Here is a 22,123-nt window from a genome sequence, read left to right on the forward strand (position 1 = left end):
GCGTCCGGTGGGCGTGAGCGCGCCCGCGGGGGCCGGACGGACGGCATCCGCCCTCGGTCAGGCCGACAGGCCGAGTCGCTCCATGCGGCGGGAGTGCTCGTCGGTGAGGCGGGCGAACATCCGGCCCAGCTCGGCGAGGTCGGCGCCGGCCCGGCCGGGGGCGCCGACGAGGATGCTGGCGAGGGCGTCGCGCTCGACGCCGACGCGCTGGGCCTGCGTGATGGCCTCGCCGACGAGGCGACGGCCCCACAGCGCCAGGCGACCGGCGAGCCGAGGCTCGGCGGAGATCGCCTCACGCACGACGGTGACGGCGAACTCGGCCTGCCCGGTGTCCTCGAGCACGCTGACGACGAGGGCGCGGGTGTCCTCGTCGACGTAGCGCGAGATCTCGCGGTAGAAGTCCTGTGCGATGCCCTCCCCGACGTAGGCCTTGACGAGGCCCTCGAGCCAGTCGGAGGCGCTCGTGCGCTCGTGGAAGGCGTCCACGGCGGGGACGAACGGCTCCATCGCGGTCTCCGGCTCGACGCCGAGGGACTGGAGGCGCTCGGTCAGCACCGAGTAGTTGCGCAGCTCGTGCGCGGCCAGGACCGCGAGCGCCGACTTGTGGCGCAGGGTCGGCGCCAGCTCGGCGTCCTTGGCCAGCTGGCTGAAGGCGCGCAGCTCGCCGTAGGCCAGCGCCCCGAGAAGGTCGGTGACGGCGGCGAGGTAGCCCGGCTCGGCGCCCTCCTCCTCGGTCACCTCATCGGCCGTCCGGTCGGTCGTCTGGTCGGTGTTCTCGGGCGCCGCGTCCTCGCTCATGCGCCCAATCTAGTGAAGGAGTTCGGGCGTTCTGCCCCCTTGCCGGTAGACTGAGCCGGACAACTCGGTGCCCGGTCGGCCCGTTGGTTTGCCCAGATGGTGCTCGCGGACTCCCCGCGCACCGGTGGAGCCCGCACAGTGACCACCTCGTGGATCACCTCGTGCGAGAGCCACCCACCGTCCCTGACAGTCTCCGATCGGCCCGTCACGCGCCACTGAGCTCCCGCACCGCCGGGGTGCTCGTGCCGATCGAGAGATGCCCATGACCCAGCCCCACGAGACCCCCGCCGACGCGGGGGTCACCACGGACGCGCCCGAGACCGTTGTCGCGGAGACCGCCCAGCCCGTCGCAGAGACCGCCGTCGAGACCGCCGCCGAGACCGGCGCCGAGAACGCGGCAGAGCCGGCCGTCGAGCTCACCTTCGCGGACTTCGACGTCCACCCCGACATCGTCGAGTCGCTGGCCGAGCACGGGATCGTCCACCCCTTCCCCATCCAGGCGATGACGCTGCCCGTGGCCCTCGCCGGCCACGACATCATCGGCCAGGCCAAGACCGGCACGGGCAAGACCCTCGGGTTCGGCGTGCCGATCCTCAACCGCGTCCTCGCCCGCGGCGACGACGGCTTCGACGCCCAGGCTCGCCCCGGCAAGCCGCAGGCCCTCGCCGTCGCCCCGACGCGCGAGCTCGCCGTCCAGGTCGCGAGCGACCTCGAGCGGGCCGGCCGCAAGCGCGGCGTTCGCGTGCTCACCGTCTACGGCGGCCGTGCCTACGAGCCCCAGATCGAGGCCCTCAAGGCCGGTGTCGAGGTCGTCGTGGGCACGCCCGGGCGCCTCATCGACCTGGCCAAGCAGGGTCACCTCGACCTGTCCCAGGCCCGCACCGTCGTCCTCGACGAGGCCGACGAGATGCTCGACCTCGGCTTCCTGCCCGACGTCGAGACCCTGATGTCGCTGACGCCCGCGTCGCGCCAGACGATGCTCTTCTCCGCGACCATGCCGGGGGCCATCGTGGCCCTGGCGCGCCGCTACATGTCCCAGCCGACGCACATCCGCGCCATGGGCGACGAGAACGAGAACGCCCACACGGTCAAGGCCGTCGAGCAGTTCGTCTACCGCGCGCACGCCATGGACAAGGTCGAGATGCTCTCGCGCATGCTTCAGGCCAACGGCCGTGGCCTGACGATCATCTTCAGCCGCACGAAGCGCACCGCCGCCAAGGTCGCCGACGAGCTCGTCGAGCGCGGCTTCGCCGCCGCTGCGATCCACGGCGACCTCGGCCAGGGCGCCCGTGAGCAGGCGCTGCGCGCCTTCCGCAACGGCAAGGTCGACATCCTCGTCGCGACCGACGTCGCGGCCCGTGGCATCGACGTCGAGAACGTCACGCACGTCATCAACTACCAGTGCCCCGAGGACGAGAAGACCTACCTTCACCGCATCGGTCGCACGGCGCGTGCCGGCAACACCGGTGTCGCGGTGACGTTCGTCGACTGGGACGACCTGCACCGCTGGGCGCTCATCAACAAGACGCTCGACCTCGGCATCCCCGAGCCGCAGGAGACCTACTCCAGCTCCGAGCACCTCTTCACCGACCTCGACATCCCCACCGACGCCAAGGGGCGCCTGCGCCGCTCGCAGCAGAAGCTCGCGGGCCTCGGCGCCGAGGAGATCGAGGACCTCGGCGAGACCGGCAAGCGCCACGGCAAGTCCGGCGCCGGTGCGGGCCGTGGTGACCGCGGCGAGCGCGGCGACCGTGACCGCGGTGGCCGTGGCGAGCGCGGCGACCGCCGTCGCTCCGGCGAGGGCCGCGAGGCCGCCGCAGATGCGGCCGAGCCGGGCGAGTCGTCCTCCACCGAGGCCGGCGAGAGCCGTCCCCGCCGCAGCCGCAACCGCCGCCGCACGCGTGGTGCCGGCGCCGCTGCTGCCGGTGCCGCCGGCGCGACCGGCACCGAGGAGGGCTCGGCCCCGTCGGCCCCTTCCGAGGGCTCGTCCGAGGGCTCGTCCGACAGCGAGGGCGGCTCGCGCACCCCGCGCCGTCGTCGCCGCGGCGGCTCGGGTCGCAGCGGCTCTGGCCGCGGCGAGTCGGCGCCCGCGACCACCACGGCGGAGTGACGCCGCGACGTCCGGCCCCAGGGGCTGACGTCGCACCCAGCACGTGACGGGCCCGGGTCGGGTGGCACCAGACGGTGTCCCCGGCCCGGGCCTTCGTGCTGCCCGGCCCGCTCGTCGTCGCTCGTCCGCGTCTGGGCCGTCCGCGTCTGGGCTGTCCGCGTCTGGGCCGTCCACGCTGAGGCCGGCCGGCCGCAGCCGCACGGCCCGGTCCTACGCTGGAGCCGGACCCGGCTCCGAGGAGGACCCTGATGAAGCTCCACGACCGCATCGACGGGCGCCTGCGCGCCTTCATCGAGAAGCAGCACCTCTTCTTCGTGGCGACGGCGCCCCTCGCGGCCGATGGTCACGTCAACCTCTCCCCCAAGGGCCTCGACGGCACCTTCGCGGTCGTCGACGAGCACACCGTGGCCTACCTCGACCTCACGGGGAGCGGCGCCGAGACCGTGGCCCACCTGCGCGAGAACGGCCGCATCACGGTCATGTTCTGCGCCTTCGAGGGGGCGCCCAACATCGTGCGGCTGCACGGCCGGGGCCGCCACCTCGCCCTCGACGACGCCGAGATCGACTCCTACCGTGAGCTGTTCGCGGACCACGCCGGCGCTCGGGGCGTCGTGGTGATCGATGTCGAGCGCGTGTCGGACTCGTGCGGGTATGCCGTACCGCTGATGTCGCACGACGGTGACCGCGACCTGCTGACCCGCTGGGCCGACAACCACGGCGACGAGGGCCTGGCGACCTACCGGGCCACGAAGAACGCCACGTCCATCGACGGCCTGCCCGCGCTCGACCCCACCTAGGCCGCCACCGCGACCTCCGCCCCCGCCTGACCCCGAACCACCGCAACACCCCGAGCAGCCGTCAACCACGCCGGTTGCGGCCGCAGACATTGACCACTGCTCGGTGTGTTGCCGGCAGACGGCGAACGGCCGGGACCCCAGGGGACCCGGCCGTTCCCCTACGCCCTCGGTGACGCGGGGGGCTCGCGGGATCAGGCGTTGATCGTCGCGGTGTCGATGACGAAGCGGTAGCGCACGTCGCCGGCCACGACACGGTCGTAGGCGGCGTCGACCTCGTCGGCCGAGATCTTCTCGATCGTCGCGCCGATGCCGTGCTCGGCGCAGAAGGCGAGCATCTCGGCGGTCGCGGGGATGCCACCGATGTTCGAGCCGGCCACGACGCGGCTGCCACCGACGACGGCGCCGGGCGCGAAGTCGTAGTTGCCGGCGGGCAGGCCGACGTTGGCGATGACGCCGAGCGGGCGCAGCAGGCCGATGTAGGTCTGCATGGGCAGGTCCGCGCTGACGGTGTTGATGATGATGTCGAAGGTGCCCTTGAGGCTCTTGAGCACACCCTCGTCACCGGTGGCGTGGTAGGCCGCGGCGCCGAGCGCGAGACCGTCGTCCTTCTTGGCGTCGCTGCGGCTCAGCACGCTGACCTCGGCGCCCATGGCGGCGGCGAGCTTGACGGCCATGTGGCCGAGGCCGCCGAGGCCGATGACGGCGACCTTCTTGCCGGGACCGGCGCCCCAGCGCTTGAGCGGGGACCACACGGTGATGCCGGCGCAGAGCAGCGGGGCGGCGACGTCGAGCTCGATGCCGTCGGGGATGCCGACCGCGAAGCGCTCGGAGACGACGACCTGCTGGGCGTAGCCGCCCTTGGTCTGCTCGCCGTCGTAGCCCTTGCCGTTGTAGGTCATGACGGCGCCCTTGGAGCAGAACTGCTCCTCGCCGTCCTTGCAGAACTCGCACTCGCCGCACGAGTCGACCATGCAGCCGACGCCGACGCGGTCGCCGACCTTGTACTTCGTGACGCCGTCACCGACGGCCGAGACGATGCCGGCGATCTCGTGCCCGGGGACCATGGGGAAGTGCGCGCTGCCCCACTCCTCGCGGACCTGGTGGATGTCGCTGTGGCAGATGCCGGCGAACTTGATGTCGATGAGGACGTCGTCGTCACGCAGGTCGCGGTGCTCTACGGTCCGGGCCTCGAAGGCGGCGCCGGCGCTCGGGGCGACCAGGGCGGGGGTGGAAATCAAGAGGGTGTCTCCTTCGTGGTGGGTGGCGACGCTCTTCGGTCCAGCGCAGCCTCACCACCATTCATTCCCCGCCTGCCGGTCCCGTCGAACGGTGCGACCCGGGTCACAGCCTCGCGAGCAGGCCCGTCGCGACGTCGCGGTAGGCCTGGGCGCCCTTCGACGTGCGGGCCGTCGCGAGGATCGACCGGCCCACCGCCGGGGCCTCCGCGAAGCGCACCGTCTTGGGGATCGGCGGCTCGAGCACCGGCAGGTCGTAGCGCTCCCCCACGTCGGCGAGCACCTCGCGGGCGTGGTTGCTCCGACCGTCGAAGAGGGTGGGCAGGATCCCCCAGACCTCGAGGTCGCGGTTGAGGATCTTCTGCACGTCGGCGACGGTGTCGAGCAGCTGGCCCACGCCGCGGTGGCTGAGCATCTCGCACGGCATCGGGATGATGAGCGCGTCGGCGGCCGTGAGCGCGTTGAGGGTCAGCACGCCGAGGCTCGGCGAGCAGTCGAGCAGCACGACGTCGTATGCCGTGTCGGCGCCTTCGAGGGCCGAGCGCAGGACGTACTCGCGCCCGGGTCGCGGCAGCAGCATGGCCTCGGCCCCGGCGAGGTCGATGGCGGAGGGGACGAGGTCGACGCCCTCCTCGCAGGTGACGACGACGTCGTCGAGCTCGGCCGAGCCGGTGAGGACGTCGTGGACCGAGCGCTCGACGGTGTCGGGGTCGACCCCCAGGGAGAAGGTCAGGCAGGCCTGCGGGTCGAGGTCGACGAGCAGCACCCGCTGCCCGAGCTCGGCGAGGGCGGCGCCGATGCTGGCCACGGAGGTCGTCTTGGCGACGCCGCCCTTCTGGTTGGCCAGCGCGATGACCGTGGGGCCGGTGTCGGCAGCACCTCGGGCGCTGCCGGACGTCGTGGACGAGCCGGACGTGCGGGTGCGGGGCGCCATGCGGCCAGTCTGTCAGGTCGGCCGCCCAGAACGCCGAGATCGTCCGTGGGGCACGCTCCGTGCGTGTCCGTCAGCGGGTTGACGGGTCAGGCGTCGTCGCGCTCGCGCGGGGCGGTCTCGTAGCCCGCCGGCTCGAGGCCCGCCCAGTCGGACTTCTCGGGCCCCATCTGCTGCCCCTCGGGGCAGTGGGCGCGGAAGTCGCACCACGAGCAGATGGCCGAGGTGCGCGGCGCGAACCGGGTCGACTCGACGCCGACCTCCTTGAACTCGGCGTCGGCCCGGCGCAGGTCGGAGGCGATGGACTCGGCCTCGGCGATCTTGCGCGCCAGAGACTCGTCGGTGTGCTCGTGCACGGCGACGGTGCCCGAGGGGACGTGGTGCAGCTCGACCCGGTGACAGGGGCGGCGGAACATGCGGGCTGCGGCGACGGCATACAGCGCGAGGGGCAGCGACGTGCGGGCGTCGTCGTCGGTGGGGACCTGGCGGCCCGTCTTGTAGTCGACGACGACGAGCTCGCCGTCACGGTCGTCGAGCCGGTCGATGCGGCCGGTGATGGCGACCTCGTCGGTCTTGAGCGACACGCTGCGCTCGAGGCCGACGGGCTGGTTGTCGCGGTCGCTGGCGCGGAGGTAGTCGGTGACGGCGTCGCGGACCCGCAGCCGCCAGGCCGCGGACTGCTCCGGATCGCGGAAGCCGACGTCGATCCACGACGAGCGCACGAGCTCGGCCACACCGGCCGGCGTGCGCTGCCCTGAGGGGAGGTCCCAGAAGTCGCGGAGCGCGTTGTGCGTCGCGATGCCGACGGAGGTGTGTGCCCGCTGCGGACGGGCGGGCGGACGGGGCCGGTCGAGGTACTGCATGCGGTAGCGGCGCGGGCAGTCGAGCCAGGCGAGCAGCCGCGACGGCGAGCCGGAGTAGAGCGGCGTGGGCATGCCGGCGAAGGTCGTCTGCTCAGCGGGTCCCGTCGTCACGCCGACACCCTACGACCCGCTCCCGACAACCCTGCGTCGACATCCACAGACCCTCAGCGTGGCGCCCCGGCGACGCGGGCGAGCCGTGCTGCGGCCGTGTGGAACTCGTCCTCGAGACCGTCCACCACCTCGGCCACCGACGACACCGACCGGATGCTCTGCAGTCCCTGTCCGGCCGCCCACAGCTGCGACCACCGCTTCGCCTCGCCCACCCCGACGTCGTAGTCGCGCACCGCCTCGCCGCCGAGCCGGTCCGGGTCGAGGCCGTGGGCCACGAGGCTCGGGCGCAGCCACGACGCGTCGGCGCCGGTGATGCCGTCGCTGACGACGAGGTCGTCCGGCCCGTGGTCGACGACCATCTGCTTGTAGGCCTCGGGGGCGCGGCTCTCGGTCGTGGCGAGGAACCGCGTGCCCATGTAGACGAGGTCGGCGCCGGCGGCCACGGCCCCTGCGACACCCGCGCCGTCGGCGATGCCGCCGCCGACGGTGACGAGTCCGTCGAAGAGGTCGCGGACCGCCGACACGAAGGCGAAGGGCGACAGGTGGCCGGTGTGCCCACCGGCCCCGGCGCTGATGCAGGCCAGCCCGTCCACGCCGGCCGCGACCGCCTTGCGGGCGAGCCTGATGTCGATGACGTCGGCGACGACGAGCCCGCCGTAGCCCTTGACGGTCTCCATGACCGGGCGGGGCGAGCCGAGGGCGGTGATGACGACGGGCGGCCGGTGCGCCGCGACGAGCGCGAGGTCGTCGGCGAGCCGCGAGTTGGTCCGGTGGGTGATGAGGTTGACCGCCCAGGGCCCGGCGCCCGCCTGGGCCGCGATCGACCCCAGCCAGCCGTCGAGCTCGTCGGTGCTGCGGCAGTTCTGGGTCGGCAGCACCCCGAGGATCCCCGACCGGGCGGCGGCCGCGACGAGCTCGGGGCCGGACACGAGGAACATCGGCGCCGCGACCACCGGCAGCCGCAGCGAGCGCAGCAGCTCCTCCGGCGTCACCCGGTCACCTCGGGCCGGCGCAGCAAGCGTTTCAGCACCTTGCCGACGGCGTTGCGGGGCAGCTCGTCGCGCACCTCGAGCCGCTCGGGCAGCTTGAACGAGGCGATGCTCCGCTCCCGCAGCCACGCGACGAGCTCGTCGAGCGTCAGGCTCGCCCCCTCCCGGAGCACGACCACGGCGGCGACCCGCTCCCCCAGACGGTCGTCGGGGTCTCCGACGACGGCGACGTCCGCGACCGCCGGGTGGTCGGCGATGAGGCCCTCGAGCTCGGCCGGCGCGATGTTCATGCCGCCGCGGATCACCTGGTCGCGCGCACGGTCGAGGTAGCGGAGGTACTGCCCGCGCTCGCCCGCGATCTCGAAGAGGTCGCCGGTGCGCAGGTAGCCCCGGTCGTCGAACGGGCTCGGCAGCTCCTCGCCGTGGAGGTAGCCGGCGAAGACGCTCGGGCCGCTGATGTGCAGCTCTCCCGGCCGGCCCGGCTCGGTGACGTCCTCGCCGGTCACGATGTCGACGAGGCGGGTGTCGGTCCACTCCCCGGCCCGCGTCGACCAGGTGGTCCCGGGCGCCCCGAAGCGCGGGAAGAACTGCGCCCGCACGTCCGGGTCGGGGAAGTCGAGGGGGCTCGACAGCAGCCCGATGCCCTCGTTGGAGCCGAAGAAGTTGATGACGCTGATGCCGTGGCGCTCCTGCCAGCCGCGGACCATGGCGGGCTGCAGCGGCGCCGACCCGGAGCCGATCCGGGTCAGGCTGCTGACGTCGACCGAAGCCATGAGCGCCTCGTTGCCGAGCAGCATCCACAGCAGCGCCGGAGGTGCGCACGTGTAGGTGACGCGCTCGCCGGCGACCTGGCCGAGGAAGGTCGGCAGGTCGAACGGGTGGTGCTGCACGAGGACGCACCCGGTGAGCAGCCACGGCAGGAACATGCCGCTGATACCGGCCATGTTGATCATCGGGAAGGGGTTGAGCAGCACGTCCTCCACCGTCACCTGCGGCGCCTCGGTCGTCGCGACGCCGACGGCGAGCCAGTCCATGTGGCAGCGGGGCACGCCCTTGGGCTCGCTCTCCGTCCCCGACGTCCAGCAGATCGTGACGGCGTCGTTGGCCTCGTTGGGGTCGCCCGCGGCATACGCCTCCACCGTGTCGCGCTCGGCGTCGGTGGCCGGGCCCGGGTGCCAGACGCGGACGGCGATGGGTGCCTCGGCGGTCTCGCGCTCGGGACCGTAGGCGACGACCGCGCGCACCGAGCCGACCTCCGCGAGCGCCGTCGCCGCGTCCGTCGCCAGGGCCCGCTCGCCGAACCGCGCACAGGTGAGGTATGCCGTCACCTCGGCTCGGGCGCACATCGTGGCCACCTCGCGCTCCCTCAGCTGCACGGGCAGCGGCGAGACGACGATCCCGAGGCGCCAGGCCGCGAGGTAGGCCTCGACGAGCTCGACGGTGTTGGGCAGCTGAACCCCGAGCACGTCGCCCCGGCCGAGCCCCAGCGACAGCAGCCGGGCCGCGAGGGCGGTCACCTCGGCGTCGAGCTCGCCCCAGGTGAGCCGTCGTGGCGGCGAGCCGAGGAGCGCCTCGCGGTTGGCCGGGTCGACGACGGCGAGCGCGTCCCCCCGGGCGCGGACCTGGTCGGCGAAGAGCCCGTCGAGCGTCTGCTCGCCCCACCAGCCCCGGGCGCGGTAGTCGGCGACCTTCTCCGCCGGGTGCAGTCCTCGCGTGCGGGCCATGTCCGGCTACCGGGCCGCTCGACGCGCCGAGCGCGGCACGATCTCGATGTCGCTGCCGTGCAGGTCGGCGGAGCACTGGTCGCAGGCGAGCGCGACGGCGAGCGGCGCCCCGCACGGCACGTGCTGCTGGACGAGGGCGGGACCGTCCTCGGCGGCATACCAGTGCTGCGCCCAGTCGATGGCGACGGCGACGACGGGGTAGAAGGCGTGCCCCTTGTCGGTGAGGTGGTACTCCGCCCGTCCCACACGTCCGGGACCGCGCCTGCCTCGCGCCTCGAGGACCCCCATGTCGCAGAAGGCCCGGAGCCGCTCCGCGACGAGCCCGGGCGGCGCGCCGAGCGCGTCGGCGAAGTCGCCGAAGCGCGTGAGGCCGCGCAGCGACGCGCCGATGAGCGCCGAGGACCAGCGGTTGCCGAAGATCGCCATCGTCTCCGGGAAGAGGCCCGCGGACGACCGGTCGGCACGAGCGTCCGAGCGCCTCCGGGTCGAGGAGTCGGGGACAGACCGCTCCGGCGACCCGCTCGGCCCCCACTCGGCGTGCACGGTGCTCGAGGGCACGGCCCCACGGCATACCCGGCAGGTCAGGTCGGGGGCGAAGTCCTGCCCGCAGAGGGCGTGGCGCATGCCGGGGAGGGTCTGCGCATGGCCCGGCACCCACCGCCGCTCCCACTCCCAGATGGCGATCGTGACGGGCCACAGGCCCCGCCCCCGGGGCGTGAGGACGTACTCGGCGCGCACGGGGCGGTCCTGGTAGACGACGCGGTGCAGCACCCCCTCCCGCTCCATCGTCGCCAGCCTCGAGGTGAGGACCGCGTTGGAGATCGCCAGCTCGTCGAGGAACTGGCCGTAGCGCGTGGTGCCGCGCAGCGCCCGCTGGAGGATGAGCAGGGTCCACTCGTCGCCGAGCAGCCCCAGCATGCGGCCGATGGCGTTCGTCGCGCCGCGCTCGAGCCGGGTGGGCACGGTGCCGAGGTCGACGCCGTCGACCACGGGCTCAGAGACCGATGGCATCCGCAGCCGTCTCCGCCGTGTGCCACAGTCGCAGCTCCGCCCCGGGCGCCCACGTCGAGTGGGTGCCGCTCGAGATGCGCTCGGGCAGCCGGAGCTTGCAGACCGGACCGTCGGCTACCCGGGCCGCGTCGAGCACCACGCAGTAGGAGGCGTCGTCGTTCATGTCGGTCGTCAGGGTGACGAGGTAGCCGTCGTCCTCGCCGGTGCTCCCGACGCGGGGCGCCATCGCGGTCTCGCTGCCGAAGACGTTGTCCCCGAAGGAGAACCGCTCCTCGGTGCCCGTCTGCAGGTCGTGCTTGACGAGCCCGTCGAAGAGGAACCACGCGGGCTTGCCCGTGGCCGCGTAGGCGTAGCGGTACGCCCCGCCGGCGTAGGCGCCGTTCATCATGCCGAACTCGGTGATGCTGTCGGAGAGCTGCTCCTCCTTGACGAGCCCGGTGCGCAGGTCGAGCCGCCAGCGGTGCAGGCGAGCCTGCATCCGGTCGAGCGCGAGGAAGCGGAAGGCACGCTCCCACCGGTTGCCCATGCCGTTGTCCTTCGGGTCGGGGTCGCCCTGGTAGAAGCCGTCGAGGACGATCTCGTCGCCGTCCTCGTAGGCGTTGACGAAGTGCAGGACGTAGGTCGACTCGGCCTCGAACCACCGGATGTCGCTCGTCTGCCCCCGCCGCGGCACGACGGCCAAGCGGCTCGGCAGGTCGCGGTGGAAACGCGCGACGTGCGCACCCTTCGCGAGCGCCTCGGGCTCCCAGAAGAGCGGGAAGTCGTTGAGCACGACGTAGTTCTCGGTGAACGCCATGTCGTGCGGCAACCGGGGGCCCGGCAGCGGCACGTCGATGTAGTGCACGAGGTCGTCGGCCCCGTCGACGACGCCGTAGTGCATGTACGGCGCGTCCTTGCTGTAGTTGAAGAAGAGCAGCTCGCCGGTGCGGTCGTCGACCTTCGGGTGGGCCGAGACGCCCCAGTCGAAGGGGAACCGGCCGTTCCACGTGGCCTTGCCCAGGGTCTCCGCCGACATCGGGTCGAGGCGGTAGAGGTCGCCGCACTGGTAGAAGCTCGTCAGGGCGGTGCCGCGGTGCACGACGACGTCGGTCGACGACGCGTCCTTCATCTGGCGACGCGCGCCCCACCCGTCCTCGCGCAGCGACAGGTAGGGCGGCTCGGCGAGGCCGGCCCACAGCGACTGCCCGGCCTCCTGCTCTGCGAGGAGGCCGTCGGTGCGCACGAAACGGTTGCGGTAGAAGGCCTTTCCGTCGCGGAAGCCCACGACGTGGACCATGCCGTCACCGTCGAAGGGGTGGTAGTTCTTGAGCGAGGGGTGGACTGGGTTCTCGGTGTTGCGCAGGTAGACGCCGTCGAGGTCTGCCGGCACCTCGCCCTCGACGACGTCGAGGTCGTCCGCGCGCCACTCGGTGGTCTGCGGCTGCCACGGACCGGTGCGGTAGGGGTGGTCGTCGTCCGCGGGCAGCGTCGAGAGCATCCGACCGACGATGTCGACATCCATCCGGGTCTCCTTGCCTCGCAGTGGTTTCGGGGTGGTGGGTCAGTCGTCGACAGCGCCGACGACGAGGCTGACGGTGGTTGCGGTGCTGCCACCGAAGTTGAGCGTGCCGAAGGTGCGGGCACCCTCGACCTGGTAGTCCCCGGCGGTGCCGCTGACCTGCCGGGTCGCGTCGAGGAGCATGCGTATGCCGCTCGCCCCCACCGGGTGGCCACCGCCGATGAGGCCACCACTGGGGTTGATCGGCAGGCGGCCGCCGGGCGCGATCGAGCCGTCCTCGACGGCCTTCCACGACTCCCCCGGCCCGGTGAGCCCGATGTGGTCGATCGCGAGGTACTCGGAGGGCGTGAAGCAGTCGTGCACCTCGAAGCCGTCGAGGTCCTCGACCGTGACGTGGGCGCGGTCGAAGGCGTCGGTGACGGCTCGACGCACGTGGGGCAGGACGTAGAGCTCGTCCCGGTCCCGGTCGAGCTTCTGGCGCAGTCCCAGGCCGACGGTGCGGTGGCCCCAGCCGTCGATGCTCGCCACGGGTCGTCGGTCGGGGTGGTCGCGCAGCCAGGCATCCGAGACGAGGACCACGCCGGCGGCGCCGTCGGTGACCTGGCTGCAGTCGTAGCGCCGGAGGCGGCCCTCCACGACGGGGTTGAGGGCGTCGTCGGTCGCGTCCGGGCCGGTCAGGTCGGGCACGTCCCAGCCCCGGGTCTGGGCGTTCGGGTTGCGCCGGGCGTTGGCGAGGTTGAGCGAGGCGATGGCGCGCAGGTGGGCGTCGTCGAGGCCGTGACGGCGGTCGTACTCGTCGGCGACGGCACTGAAGACGTGGGGCCACATGAAGCGGGCGCCCTCGCCGTCGCGCCCCACCCAGGCAGCGGCCCCCAGGTGCTGCGCGGCCTCGTCGCCGGGCACGGTCTTCTCGAGCTCGACCCCGAGCACGAGGGCGCAGCCGTAGTGCCCGGCCTGCAGGTCGGCCATGGCGGCGAGCAGCGCGACACTCCCGGACGCGCAGGCGGCCTCGTGGCGGCTCGCGGGCAGGCCCCACAGGTCTGGGCGGACCGTCGCCGGCATGGCGCCGAGGTGGCCCTGACCCGTGAAGAGCTGCCCGAAGGCGTTGCCGACGTGGACGACCTCGACCTCGGACGCGGCGGTGCGGCCTGCCTCGAGCGTGCCGTCGACCACCTCGCCCACGAGGTCCGACACCTCGCGCCCCTCACGGGTGAGGTTGCGCGCGAAGTCCGTCTGGAACCCACCGAGCACCCAGGGGGCCACATGAAGCGGGCGCCCTCGCCGTCGCGCCCCACCCAGGCAGCGGCCCCCAGGTGCTGCGCGGCCTCGTCGCCGGGCACGGTCTTCTCGAGCTCGACCCCGAGCACGAGGGCGCAGCCGTAGTGCCCGGCCTGCAGGTCGGCCATGGCGGCGAGCAGCGCGACACTCCCGGACGCGCAGGCGGCCTCGTGGCGGCTCGCGGGCAGGCCCCACAGGTCTGGGCGGACCGTCGCCGGCATGGCGCCGAGGTGGCCCTGACCCGTGAAGAGCTGCCCGAAGGCGTTGCCGACGTGGACGACCTCGACCTCGGACGCGGCGGTGCGGCCTGCCTCGAGCGTGCCGTCGACCACCTCGCCCACGAGGTCCGACACCTCGCGCCCCTCACGGGTGAGGTTGCGCGCGAAGTCCGTCTGGAACCCACCGAGCACCCAGACTCCCGTGCGGGAGGTGCTCGGGCTGCCGGCCGTCATCTCCGCCTCCGCTCCCGACGCCGCCGTCGGTGCCCAGCTTGCCCTTCACGGGCACGGTACTACAGCAGACAGAGTCACCCCTGGGAGTGACGAGGCCCTTCTCAGCCCTCGCCGGCGACGAACGCGCGCACGGAGTTGGCGACCATCTGCACGGCGATGGCCGACAGGAGCAGGCCCGCGATGCGGGTCAGCAGCATGGTGCCGCTCTCGCGCAGCAGGGCGCGCACCCGACCGGCGAAGCGCAGGACGAGGTAGACCGCGAACATCGCTGCCACGAGCGCGGCGGCCACGGCGGCATACTCCCCCGTCGTGCCCGACCGCTGCACGGCCAGCATCGTCGCGACGATCGCCCCGGGACCGGCGAGCAGCGGGGTGCCCAGGGGGACGAGCGCGACGTTGACCCCGGCGTCGGCGAGCGCGTCGGACTCCTTCCCGGTCAGCAGCTGGAGCGCGACGAGGAGCAGCAGCAGGCCCCCGGCGCCCTGCAGGGCCGCGATCGAGATGTGGAGGTAGTCGAGGATGCTGCGCCCGAAGAGGGCGAACATCGCGATGACGAGGACTGCGACGAGCGAGGCACGCCGGGCCGCGACGTTGCGCTGCGCCCTGGTCAGTGACGCGGTCAGCGCGAGGAAGATCGGGACGGCCCCGGGCGGGTCGAGGATGACGATGAGGGTGATGAAGGTGCTGAGGAAGACCGTCGTGTCGAACACGCTCACGGCCTCAGCACCTCGGTGACGCCGCTCGAGGCGGCCTCGATCGCCTCGAGCACCTCCGGTTTCGTGGTGTTCTCGGCGAGCCGGTTGCGCTTGCCCTCGCCGTGGTAGTCGCTCGACCCGGTGAGCAGCAGCCCGAGGCGCCCGGCGAGCGCCTCCGCCCGGGCGACCTCGGCGGGCCCGTGGTCCCGGTGGTAGGCCTCGAGCCCGACGAGCCCCGCCTCGCGCATCCGCTCGACGAGCGCGTCGTCCAGGGCGCCGGTCCGCGTGCGGGTGAACGGGTGGGCGATGACGGGAACGCCGCCCGCGGCCCGCACGAGCTCGACGGCCCGGACGGGGTCGGGCGCGTAGTGGCCGACGTAGTAGGGCGAGTCGTCGCCGAGCCAGGACCGGAACGCCTCGTCACGGTGGCGGATCGTGCCGTTGGCGATGAGCGCGTCCGCGATGTGCGGTCGTCCCGGGGTGGCGCCGGGCCCCACCTGGGCGAGCACCTCGTCGTAGCCCAGGGGTATGCCGTCCGCCGCCATGAGCGCGACCATGCGTTCCAGCCGGGTGGACCGGGAGTCCCGCGCCCGCGCGAGCTCCCGGGCGAGCGCTGCGTCGTCGGCGTCGGTGAGGTAGCCGAGCAGGTGGATCGATGAGTGGTGCCAGGCGCACGAGATCTCGATGCCCCGCACGAGGGTGACGCCGTGGGTCCGCGCCGCCGCGGCCGCCTCGGCCCAGCCCGCGACGGTGTCGTGGTCGGTGAGGGCCAGCACGTCGACGCCCGCCCGCGCCGCCGCGGCCACGAGCTCGGTCGGTGTCTCGGTGCCGTCGCTGACGGCCGAGTGCGTGTGCAGGTCGATGACCGGACGCGTGCGCGCCTCGCGCGCGGAACCGGTCGGGGTCACGCCCCTCAGCCTAGGGCCGCGCACCGGGTGCGGTGGATCGTGGAGGATCCCCGGCACCTGGCGCCGGGGATCCTCCACGATCGCCGGCTCAGGGCTGCTCGGGCGCCGACGCGTCGCGACCGGGCCAGTTCTTGTCCGGCACGGGCACCGGACGGCCGGGCTGCTCGCCGCCGCGCGCCTCGAGGTAGTTCTCCTTGGGCACCATGACCTTGCGGCGGAAGATGCACACGACGGTGCCGTCCTGCTTGTAGCCGATCGTCTCGACGTGCACGACGCCGCGGTCGTCCTTGCTGGTCGACTCCCACTTGTCGAGCACGGTCGTCTCGCCGTAGATCGTGTCGCCGTGGAAGGTCGGCGCGACGTGGCGCAGCGACTCGATCTCGAGGTTGGCGATGGCCTTGCCCGAGACGTCCGGCACCGACATCCCGAGCAGCAGCGAGTAGACGTAGTTGCCGACGACGACGTTCTGCCCGAACTGGGTCGACCCCGCGGCGTAGTGGGTGTCGAGGTGCAGCGGGTGGTGGTTCATCGTCAGCAGGCAGAAGAGGTGGTCGTCGTACTCCGTGACCGTCTTGCCGGGCCAGTGGCGGTAGACCGCACCGACCTCGAACTCCTCGTAGCTGCGTCCGAACTGCATGCCCGCTCCTCGTCGAGAGTGATCACCCGGCCCCGCTGGGACGAGCGGCTACCAGCCTGCCCGAGCACACGGCATACGCCCATGCTCTTATGCCGTGTGCTTGCTCACGATGGCCCGTGAGCCTCTGTGTCGTCGGCCACGGACGGCAGGTCGCCCGTCTCCGAGAGGACGGGCGCCGTGCTGCCCGAGGCCGTGGGGTCGGGGTCGGCGGGGAGGGTCGCCCCGGCGGCCGGACGCGGCCGAACCCCCTGCTGCTTGGCGACGAGCAGGCTGGCGAAGTAGGTGCCGAGCGACACGCCGGCAGCCAGTCCCAGGCCGAGCCCGAAGGCCTGCAGCAGCGTCGGGACGCCCACCGCGAAACCGTTGCCGTCGGGGTTGGTCACGAGCTGCGAGATGCCCTCGTACGCCATCCGCCCCGGCAGCAGCGGCACGATCGCCGCCGTGGTGACGGCCAGCGGAGAGATCGTGAGCCGCCGCGCGACGAGGCGGGCGGCGAAACCGATGACGAGGGCGGCGGTCGCCGAGGCCGTGACGGCGCCGAGCTGGAGCGTCCGTTCGGAGAGCGCGAGCATGACCCAGCCCAGTCCACCCGCCAGGCCCGCGACGGCAACGGCCGTGCCGGTCGCGTAGGACATGACGGCGAAGGCGACGGAGATGATGACCGCGCACACCACCTGCACGACGACGTTGTCGGTGAGCAGCGTCTGGGCGGTGATGGCGATCGGGTAGTCGAGCCGTTTGCCGAGCGACAGCACGACCGAGATGCCGACGGCGATGCCGAGCGAGAGCACGACGACCTCGAAACCGCGCGCGCCGGCCGTCACGTAGTAGCCCTCGAGGGCGTCCTCCGCCGCGCCCACGACGGATAGCCCGGACAGCAGGAGCACGATGCCGGAGGCCACGACGAGCGACGGCGAGACGTCACCGACGAAGGTGAGGCCGGCCGACTGGGCGATGACGACGAGGGTCGCGACGGCGGTCGGGATGGCCGCCCCCACGCACTGCGCGAAGAAGGCGGCGACACCCGCGCCGGTCAGCCAGGTCAGGACCCGGCCGACGACCGTCGCGGTGAGGAAGCTGATGAGGATGATGAACGGTCCGGCGCCGACGAGCCCTGCGGCGCCGGCGGCGAGCGCGCCGCCCGCCACCGTGACGAGCCAGCGCCGGTAGGGGTGGGGCGCGGTGATGACCGAGTCGAAGCGCACCCGCGCCTCCTCGACCGGCACCGGGTCCTGGGAGAGCTCGACGATGAGGCCGCGCAGCCGCTCGAGCCGCGTGTAGTCCTGCACGCGGAAGCGCACGATGCGCATGACCGTGATGGGGTCCGCGTTCGGGCCGCGGTGGTAGCTGACGGTGACCGAGGTGTAGGTGACGTCGACGTGCACCGAGCTGAGGCCGTAGGCCTTCGTCAGGGTCAGCACGGTCGCCGTGACGTCGGCCGCCGCGGCCCCCGTGGCGATCATCGCGACCCCGGCGCGCATCGCGAGGTCGATGACCGCCTGCGCCGTCACGGAGTCCACCCCGTCGGGGGTCGTCCAGATCGGGATCTCGTCGGTCGGTGGCCCGCTCGGCCTCATCGCCCGCCTGGTGCTCGCCCTCAGCGAGGGCAGGCTCCGGTGGGCGGTCGTCGGCCGGGTGGTTCGGTCGGTGCGGGCCACCCCCAGACCGTATGCCACCAGCCCACGCCGCTCAGGGGTGGGCGGCCCCGCCCCTCACCGCAGCGGGACGTCGAGGGCGCGGTAGACGAGCAGCGACACGGCGTCGACGGTGGCGCGGCCGTAGGTGAAGCCGTTGGGGCTGCGGGAGAGGATCGCGAGGGAGTACCACCGGTTGTTCCCGTGGACGTAGCCGAGCGAGTTGACGCGGTAGCCCCCGCTCAGCGGACCCCAGCCGTTCTTGACGATCGTGTAGACGTCGGTCGGCAGGGGCGGGTCGCACACGCCCCACCGCTGCGTCGCCGTGACGGTGGACATCAGCTGGCGCACGTAGGCGCGGTTGACGGTGGTGAGGTAGCCGGTGCTGATGACGACGACGCGCAGCAGCCGCACGAGGTCGGCGGGGATCGTCGTGGAGTAGCCCCACCACGAGGTCCCGTAGGAACCGGTCTGCACGACGGTCGAGCTCATGCCGACGTCGCGGGCCACCCGGACGATCGTGCTGCTCCCGACCTGGGCGATGAGCGAGTCGGTGGCCGCGTTGTCGCTGTAGCGGATCATCTTGCTCGCGAGCGCCCGCTGGCTCGTGGTCACGGCTAAACCGCGCTCCTGGCTGCGCCGCAGCAGCGCCACGAGGACGAGCACCTTGATGGTGCTGAGGGACTGGTTGCGGAAGGTGTTGTAGGTGACCTCCTGCCCGGTGTGGTGGTCGTGCAGGAGCAGGCCCACGGTGCCGACCCTCGTGCTGAGGTAGGAGGAGAGGGCCGCCCGGAGCGCGGCCGGGGTGTCGATGCCGGCGGCCGACGCCGCTCCCGCACCGAGGACCGTCGTGGCCGGCAGCGCGAGCCCGGCCGAGCCGAGGACGAAGGCCCGACGGCTCGCCCTTCCTGAGAGATCCATGAGAGGACGGTAGAGGCAATCTGGTTGTGACGGGGGTGCAATGGCGTGTCACGATGACGCGGTGATGAGTGAAGAGCAGAAGGCCTCCCCGAGCCGCAAGCGCCCGACGACCGACGAGTTCCGGGCGTTCGTCGCGAGCGGGTGGGCGCCCCGCGGCACCGGGGTCACCCCCCGGGCGGAGGTCGCCGACCACGCAGCCCGCCGTCGTGACGCCGTCAGCGCCGCCTTCCCCGGCGAGCGCCTCGTCGTCCCGGCCGGCGGCCTCAAGGTGCGCAGCAACGACTGCGACTACGTCTTTCGGCCGCACAGCGCCTTCGCCCACCTGACGGGCCTGGGCAGCGACCGCGAGCCCGACGCCGTCCTCGTCCTCGAGCCGAGAGGCGCCGCCGACGGCGAGCAGCCCGACGGCGCCGGGCACGAGGCGGTCCTCTACTTCCGGCCGCTCGCCGAGCGCGACACCGAGGAGTTCTTCGGCGACTCGCGCTACGGCGAGTTCTGGGTCGGCGCCCGCCCGACGCTCGCCGACATCGAGTCCGAGCTCGGGCTGACGGCGCGCCACATCGACGAGTTCGCCGACGCCGTCGGCAAGGACGCCGGCGAGGTCACGGTCCGCGTCGTGCGCGACGCCGACCCCGAGGTGGCGGCCCGCGTCGACAAGGCCCGCGACGCCGCGGCCGGCACGCAGGAGACCGCCGAGGCCGAGACCCGCGTCGACCGCCAGCGCGAGGCCGACGAGCAGCTCGCTGCCTTCCTCTCCAAGCTGCGCTTCGTCAAGGACGAGTGGGAGGTCGAGCAGATGCGCGACGCCGTCGCCGGCACCCACAAGGGCTTCGACGCCGTCATCGCCGACCTGCCGGAGGCGGTCCGTCGTGGCCGCGGCGAGCGCTGGGTCGAGGGCGTCTTCGGCCTGCACGCGCGCCACCACGGCAACGGAGTGGGCTACGACTCGATCTGTGCGAGCGGCGACCACGCCAACACCCTCCACTGGATCAAGAACACCGGAGACGTCAAGGACGGCGACCTGCTGCTCCTCGACGCCGGCGTCGAGGTCGACTCGCTCTTCACCGCCGACATCACCCGCACGCTGCCGGTGAGCGGCACGTTCAGCGACGCGCAGCGCAAGATCTACGACGCCGTGCATGCCGCGCAGGAGGCGGGCATCGCCGCCTGCAGGCCGGGCAACAAGTTCAGCGACGTCCACGCCGCGGCCATCCGCGTCATCGCCGAGCACCTGCACGAGTGGGGCCTGCTCCCCGAGGGCGTCGACGTCGAGGGCACCCTCGACGCCGACCACGGGCAGTACCACCGTCGCTGGATGGTGCACGGCACGAGCCACCACCTCGGCATCGACGTCCACGACTGCGCCCTCGCCACGCGCGAGGAGTACTCCGACGCCGAGCTGCGCCCCGGCATGGTCATCACCGTCGAGCCCGGCCTCTACTTCAAGGCCGACGACGAGCTCGTCCCGGCCGAGCTGAGGGGAAACGGCGTGCGCATCGAGGACGACATCCTCATCACCGAGGACGGCTGCGAGAACCTCTCGGCCGCGATGCCGCGCAGCTCCGCCGAGGTCGAGCGGTGGATCGCGGGCATCTGGGCCGCACGCGCCTGACCCGCCGCTCCTGACCGGCTCGCGGCGCTTGGGGCTCAGCCGGCGGGCGGCGGACCCTGCTGGTCGGTGCCTGACGGCGCCGCCGGCGGGGTCGGCGGGGCCTGCGGCGGCGTCATTGGCGCGCTGCCGTGGCCTCCGACGCCGACACCGATGCCCGCCTCGGCCAGGATCTGGCGGCCCTGCTGGGCGAACTTGTGCTCGCAGAAGACCTCGTACCGCGTCGCGACGACCTGGCTCACCGACGAGAAGTCACGGGCGCCCCGCGTGAAGGCGTAGCCGACGAGCGACCAGACGAGGCCGAAGACCGCACCGTAGAGCGCGGTGTAGAGCAGCAGCGTCAGCGGGTTCGAGGGACGGGCGAAGAGCGAGAGGATGAGGCCGACGAACAGCCCCAGCCACACGCCGGACAGCAGGCCCCCGAGCGCGACCCGGCCCCACGTCAGGCGCGCCGTCACCCGCTCCATCTGCTTGAGGTCGGTGCCGACGATGAGGCAGTTCTCGACCGGGAACTGGTTGTCGGACAGCGTGTCGACGGCCTTCTGCGCGTCGACGTACTTCTCGAACACACCCAGCGACATGGGGTACTCCAGGGACAGCGTCGCAAATCCCTGGCGTCCCCCCGGACCCTTCGGTTGCAGGCTCATGCCTCCATCCTCGCACCCCCTGCCGGACGGGCAAGGGACGCTCAGGCCTTGAGCTTGTAGTCCTCGACGAGCCGGCGGCCGATGATCATCCGCTGGATGTCGGCGGTGCCCTCGCCGATGAGGAGCATCGGGGCCTCGCGGTAGAGGCGCTCGATCTCGTACTCCTTGGAGTAGCCGTAGCCGCCGTGGATGCGGAAGCTGTCCTCGACGACCTGCGAGCAGTACTCGGACGCAAGGTACTTCGCCATGCCGGCCTCGAGGTCGTTGCGCTGGCCGGAGTCCTTCTTGCGGGCGGCCTTGACCATCATCTCGTGCGCGGCCTCGACCTTGACGGCCATGTCGGCCAGGCGGAAGAGCACGGCCTGGTGGTCGACGATCTTCTTGCCGAACGTCTCGCGCTGCTGGGCGTAGGAGACACCGAGCTCGAAAGCCCTTCTCGCGACACCGCATCCGCGGGCGGCGACGTTGACGCGGCCGACCTCGACGCCGTCCATCATCTGGTAGAAGCCCTTGCCCGGCTCGCCGCCGAGGATCTGCGCGTCGGTCGTGCGGTGCCCGTCGAAGATGAGCTCGGTCGTGTCGACCCCCTTGTAGCCCATCTTGTCGATCTTGCCCGGCACCGTGACGCCCTGGGCGGTCTCGCCGAAGCCGGACTCCTTGTCGACGAGGAAGGTCGTCATGTTCTTGTAGACCGAGTCGGCGCCCGTGTCGGTCTTGACGAGGACGGCGACGAGGTTTGCCGACCCTCCGTTGGTGAGCCACATCTTCTGGCCGTTGACGGTCCAGCCACCGTCGTCGCCCCGGACGGCCTTGGTCTTGATGGCGGACACGTCGGAGCCGCAGCCCGGCTCGCTCATCGAGAAGGCCCCGCGGATCTCGCCGGTCGCCATCTTCGGCAGGTAGTGCTGCTTCTGCTCCTCGGTGCCGTGCTGGAGCACCATGTAGGCGACGATGAAGTGGGTGTTGATGATGCCGCTGACGCTCATCCAGCCGCGGGCGATCTCCTCGACGCAGAGGGCGTAGGTCAGGAGCGACTCGCCGAGACCGCCGTACTCCTCGGGGATCATCAGCCCGAAGATCCCCATCTCCTTCATGCCGTCGACGATGGCCTGCGGGTACTCGTCCCGGTGCTCCAGCTCGGTGGCGACGGGGATGATCTGCTCCTCGACGAACTCGCGCACGAGCTTGATCAGCTCGGTCTGCTCCTCGGTGAGGCCGTCGGTCTGCTGCAGTCGGGACATGCGCGAATCGCCACCTTGCGTCTGGGCTCTCGGT

The 22,123-nt window shown here is 72.4% G+C and carries 19 protein-coding genes and 1 pseudogene; 3 read left to right on the forward strand and 17 right to left on the reverse strand.

What is annotated here, in order from left to right; genetic code table 11:
• Window positions 1-57 precede the first annotated feature (57 nt).
• Complete coding sequence (locus tag ABD297_RS16545) at window positions 58-798, reverse strand: ferritin-like fold-containing protein (protein ID WP_344256142.1); 741 nt, start codon at window positions 796-798, stop codon at window positions 58-60.
• A gap of 262 nt (window positions 799-1,060) precedes the next feature.
• Here ABD297_RS16545 and ABD297_RS16550 point away from each other — a divergent pair, with 262 nt between their 5' ends.
• Window positions 1,061-2,908 carry a DEAD/DEAH box helicase gene (locus ABD297_RS16550; protein ID WP_344256143.1) on the forward strand — a complete coding sequence of 616 codons (1,848 nt, stop codon included), beginning with the start codon at window positions 1,061-1,063 and terminating at the stop codon, window positions 2,906-2,908.
• 248 nt (window positions 2,909-3,156) lie between these two features.
• A complete protein-coding gene (locus ABD297_RS16555; protein ID WP_344256144.1) occupies window positions 3,157-3,705 on the forward strand; it encodes a pyridoxamine 5'-phosphate oxidase family protein in 549 nt (182 codons plus the stop codon).
• Window positions 3,706-3,896: 191 nt separating this feature from the next.
• Here ABD297_RS16555 and ABD297_RS16560 read toward each other — a convergent pair whose 3' ends face one another.
• From ABD297_RS16560 to ABD297_RS16625, 14 genes and pseudogenes are all read right to left on the reverse strand, one after another.
• Window positions 3,897-4,943, reverse strand: coding sequence for an NAD(P)-dependent alcohol dehydrogenase (locus ABD297_RS16560; RefSeq protein WP_344256145.1), 1,047 nt, complete (start codon window positions 4,941-4,943; stop codon window positions 3,897-3,899).
• 103 nt (window positions 4,944-5,046) lie between these two features.
• Entirely contained in the window at window positions 5,047-5,874 is an 828-nt protein-coding gene (locus ABD297_RS16565) for a ParA family protein (protein ID WP_344256146.1), read from the reverse strand.
• 86 nt (window positions 5,875-5,960) lie between these two features.
• Complete coding sequence (locus tag ABD297_RS16570; RefSeq protein WP_344256147.1) at window positions 5,961-6,845, reverse strand: RecB family exonuclease; 885 nt, start codon at window positions 6,843-6,845, stop codon at window positions 5,961-5,963.
• Between the two features lie 53 nt (window positions 6,846-6,898).
• The gene (locus ABD297_RS16575) at window positions 6,899-7,837 is read right to left on the reverse strand and encodes an NAD(P)H-dependent flavin oxidoreductase (RefSeq protein ID WP_344256148.1); all 939 of its coding nucleotides are present in this window, start codon (window positions 7,835-7,837) and stop codon (window positions 6,899-6,901) included.
• On the reverse strand, window positions 7,834-9,558 hold the full coding sequence (locus ABD297_RS16580) for a class I adenylate-forming enzyme family protein (protein WP_344256150.1): 1,725 nt from the start codon (window positions 9,556-9,558) through the stop codon (window positions 7,834-7,836). Before ABD297_RS16580 ends, ABD297_RS16575 begins: the two co-directional genes overlap by 4 nt.
• Before the next feature lie 6 nt (window positions 9,559-9,564).
• A complete protein-coding gene (locus ABD297_RS16585) occupies window positions 9,565-10,569 on the reverse strand; it encodes a winged helix-turn-helix transcriptional regulator (protein ID WP_344256151.1) in 1,005 nt (334 codons plus the stop codon).
• Window positions 10,553-12,070 (reverse strand): carotenoid oxygenase family protein, encoded by a 1,518-nt coding sequence (locus tag ABD297_RS16590; RefSeq protein WP_344256152.1) that lies wholly within the window; start codon window positions 12,068-12,070, stop codon window positions 10,553-10,555. Before ABD297_RS16590 ends, ABD297_RS16585 begins: the two co-directional genes overlap by 17 nt.
• Before the next feature lie 39 nt (window positions 12,071-12,109).
• Window positions 12,110-13,330, reverse strand: a complete 1,221-nt coding sequence (locus ABD297_RS16595; RefSeq protein ID WP_344256153.1) for an acetyl-CoA acetyltransferase — start codon at window positions 13,328-13,330, stop codon at window positions 12,110-12,112.
• Window positions 13,331-13,416: 86 nt separating this feature from the next.
• Window positions 13,417-13,797 (reverse strand): annotated as a pseudogene (locus ABD297_RS16600) (thiolase family protein); the annotation flags it as partial.
• Between the two features lie 101 nt (window positions 13,798-13,898).
• Window positions 13,899-14,513 (reverse strand): MarC family protein, encoded by a 615-nt coding sequence (locus ABD297_RS16605; protein ID WP_344256154.1) that lies wholly within the window; start codon window positions 14,511-14,513, stop codon window positions 13,899-13,901.
• A complete protein-coding gene (locus ABD297_RS16610) occupies window positions 14,510-15,400 on the reverse strand; it encodes a PHP domain-containing protein (RefSeq protein ID WP_344256155.1) in 891 nt (296 codons plus the stop codon). Before ABD297_RS16610 ends, ABD297_RS16605 begins: the two co-directional genes overlap by 4 nt.
• 88 nt (window positions 15,401-15,488) lie before the next feature.
• Complete coding sequence (locus ABD297_RS16615) at window positions 15,489-16,037, reverse strand: MaoC family dehydratase (protein WP_344256156.1); 549 nt, start codon at window positions 16,035-16,037, stop codon at window positions 15,489-15,491.
• Between the two features lie 104 nt (window positions 16,038-16,141).
• A complete protein-coding gene (locus tag ABD297_RS16620; RefSeq protein WP_344256157.1) occupies window positions 16,142-17,695 on the reverse strand; it encodes a threonine/serine exporter family protein in 1,554 nt (517 codons plus the stop codon).
• A 54-nt stretch (window positions 17,696-17,749) separates the two neighbouring features.
• A complete protein-coding gene (locus tag ABD297_RS16625; RefSeq protein ID WP_344256158.1) occupies window positions 17,750-18,592 on the reverse strand; it encodes a serine hydrolase in 843 nt (280 codons plus the stop codon).
• Between the two features lie 64 nt (window positions 18,593-18,656).
• On the opposite strand from ABD297_RS16625, the gene ABD297_RS16630 reads away from it, so the two are divergent.
• Window positions 18,657-20,204 carry an aminopeptidase P family protein gene (locus ABD297_RS16630; RefSeq protein WP_344256159.1) on the forward strand — a complete coding sequence of 516 codons (1,548 nt, stop codon included), beginning with the start codon at window positions 18,657-18,659 and terminating at the stop codon, window positions 20,202-20,204.
• 35 nt (window positions 20,205-20,239) lie between these two features.
• On the opposite strand, the gene ABD297_RS16635 is transcribed toward ABD297_RS16630, so the two are convergent.
• Complete coding sequence (locus tag ABD297_RS16635) at window positions 20,240-20,848, reverse strand: YflT domain-containing protein (RefSeq protein ID WP_344256160.1); 609 nt, start codon at window positions 20,846-20,848, stop codon at window positions 20,240-20,242.
• Window positions 20,849-20,889: 41 nt separating this feature from the next.
• Window positions 20,890-22,089, reverse strand: coding sequence for an acyl-CoA dehydrogenase family protein (locus tag ABD297_RS16640; protein WP_344256161.1), 1,200 nt, complete (start codon window positions 22,087-22,089; stop codon window positions 20,890-20,892).
• Window positions 22,090-22,123 lie beyond the last annotated feature (34 nt).

Origin of the sequence: Terrabacter carboxydivorans, assembly GCF_039532035.1 — a bacterium.
In the GTDB taxonomy this organism is placed as follows: domain Bacteria; phylum Actinomycetota; class Actinomycetes; order Actinomycetales; family Dermatophilaceae; genus Terrabacter; species Terrabacter carboxydivorans.

Excerpts from the sequence above, each read along its gene's own strand:
- ABD297_RS16640 (WP_344256161.1), bottom strand. The coding sequence starts at position 22,089 with ATGTCCCGACTGCAGCAGACCGACGGCCTCACCGAGGAGCAGACCGAG.
- ABD297_RS16615 (WP_344256156.1), bottom strand. The coding sequence starts at position 16,037 with ATGCAGTTCGGACGCAGCTACGAGGAGTTCGAGGTCGGTGCGGTCTAC.
- ABD297_RS16585 (WP_344256151.1), bottom strand. The coding sequence starts at position 10,569 with ATGCCATCGGTCTCTGAGCCCGTGGTCGACGGCGTCGACCTCGGCACC.
- ABD297_RS16590 (WP_344256152.1), bottom strand. The coding sequence starts at position 12,070 with ATGGATGTCGACATCGTCGGTCGGATGCTCTCGACGCTGCCCGCGGAC.
- ABD297_RS16555 (WP_344256144.1), top strand. The coding sequence starts at position 3,157 with ATGAAGCTCCACGACCGCATCGACGGGCGCCTGCGCGCCTTCATCGAG.
- ABD297_RS16625 (WP_344256158.1), bottom strand. The coding sequence starts at position 18,592 with ATGGATCTCTCAGGAAGGGCGAGCCGTCGGGCCTTCGTCCTCGGCTCG.
- ABD297_RS16635 (WP_344256160.1), bottom strand. The coding sequence starts at position 20,848 with ATGAGCCTGCAACCGAAGGGTCCGGGGGGACGCCAGGGATTTGCGACG.
- ABD297_RS16565 (WP_344256146.1), bottom strand. The coding sequence starts at position 5,874 with ATGGCGCCCCGCACCCGCACGTCCGGCTCGTCCACGACGTCCGGCAGC.
- ABD297_RS16580 (WP_344256150.1), bottom strand. The coding sequence starts at position 9,558 with ATGGCCCGCACGCGAGGACTGCACCCGGCGGAGAAGGTCGCCGACTAC.
- ABD297_RS16550 (WP_344256143.1), top strand. The coding sequence starts at position 1,061 with ATGACCCAGCCCCACGAGACCCCCGCCGACGCGGGGGTCACCACGGAC.
- ABD297_RS16545 (WP_344256142.1), bottom strand. The coding sequence starts at position 798 with ATGAGCGAGGACGCGGCGCCCGAGAACACCGACCAGACGACCGACCGG.
- ABD297_RS16630 (WP_344256159.1), top strand. The coding sequence starts at position 18,657 with ATGAGTGAAGAGCAGAAGGCCTCCCCGAGCCGCAAGCGCCCGACGACC.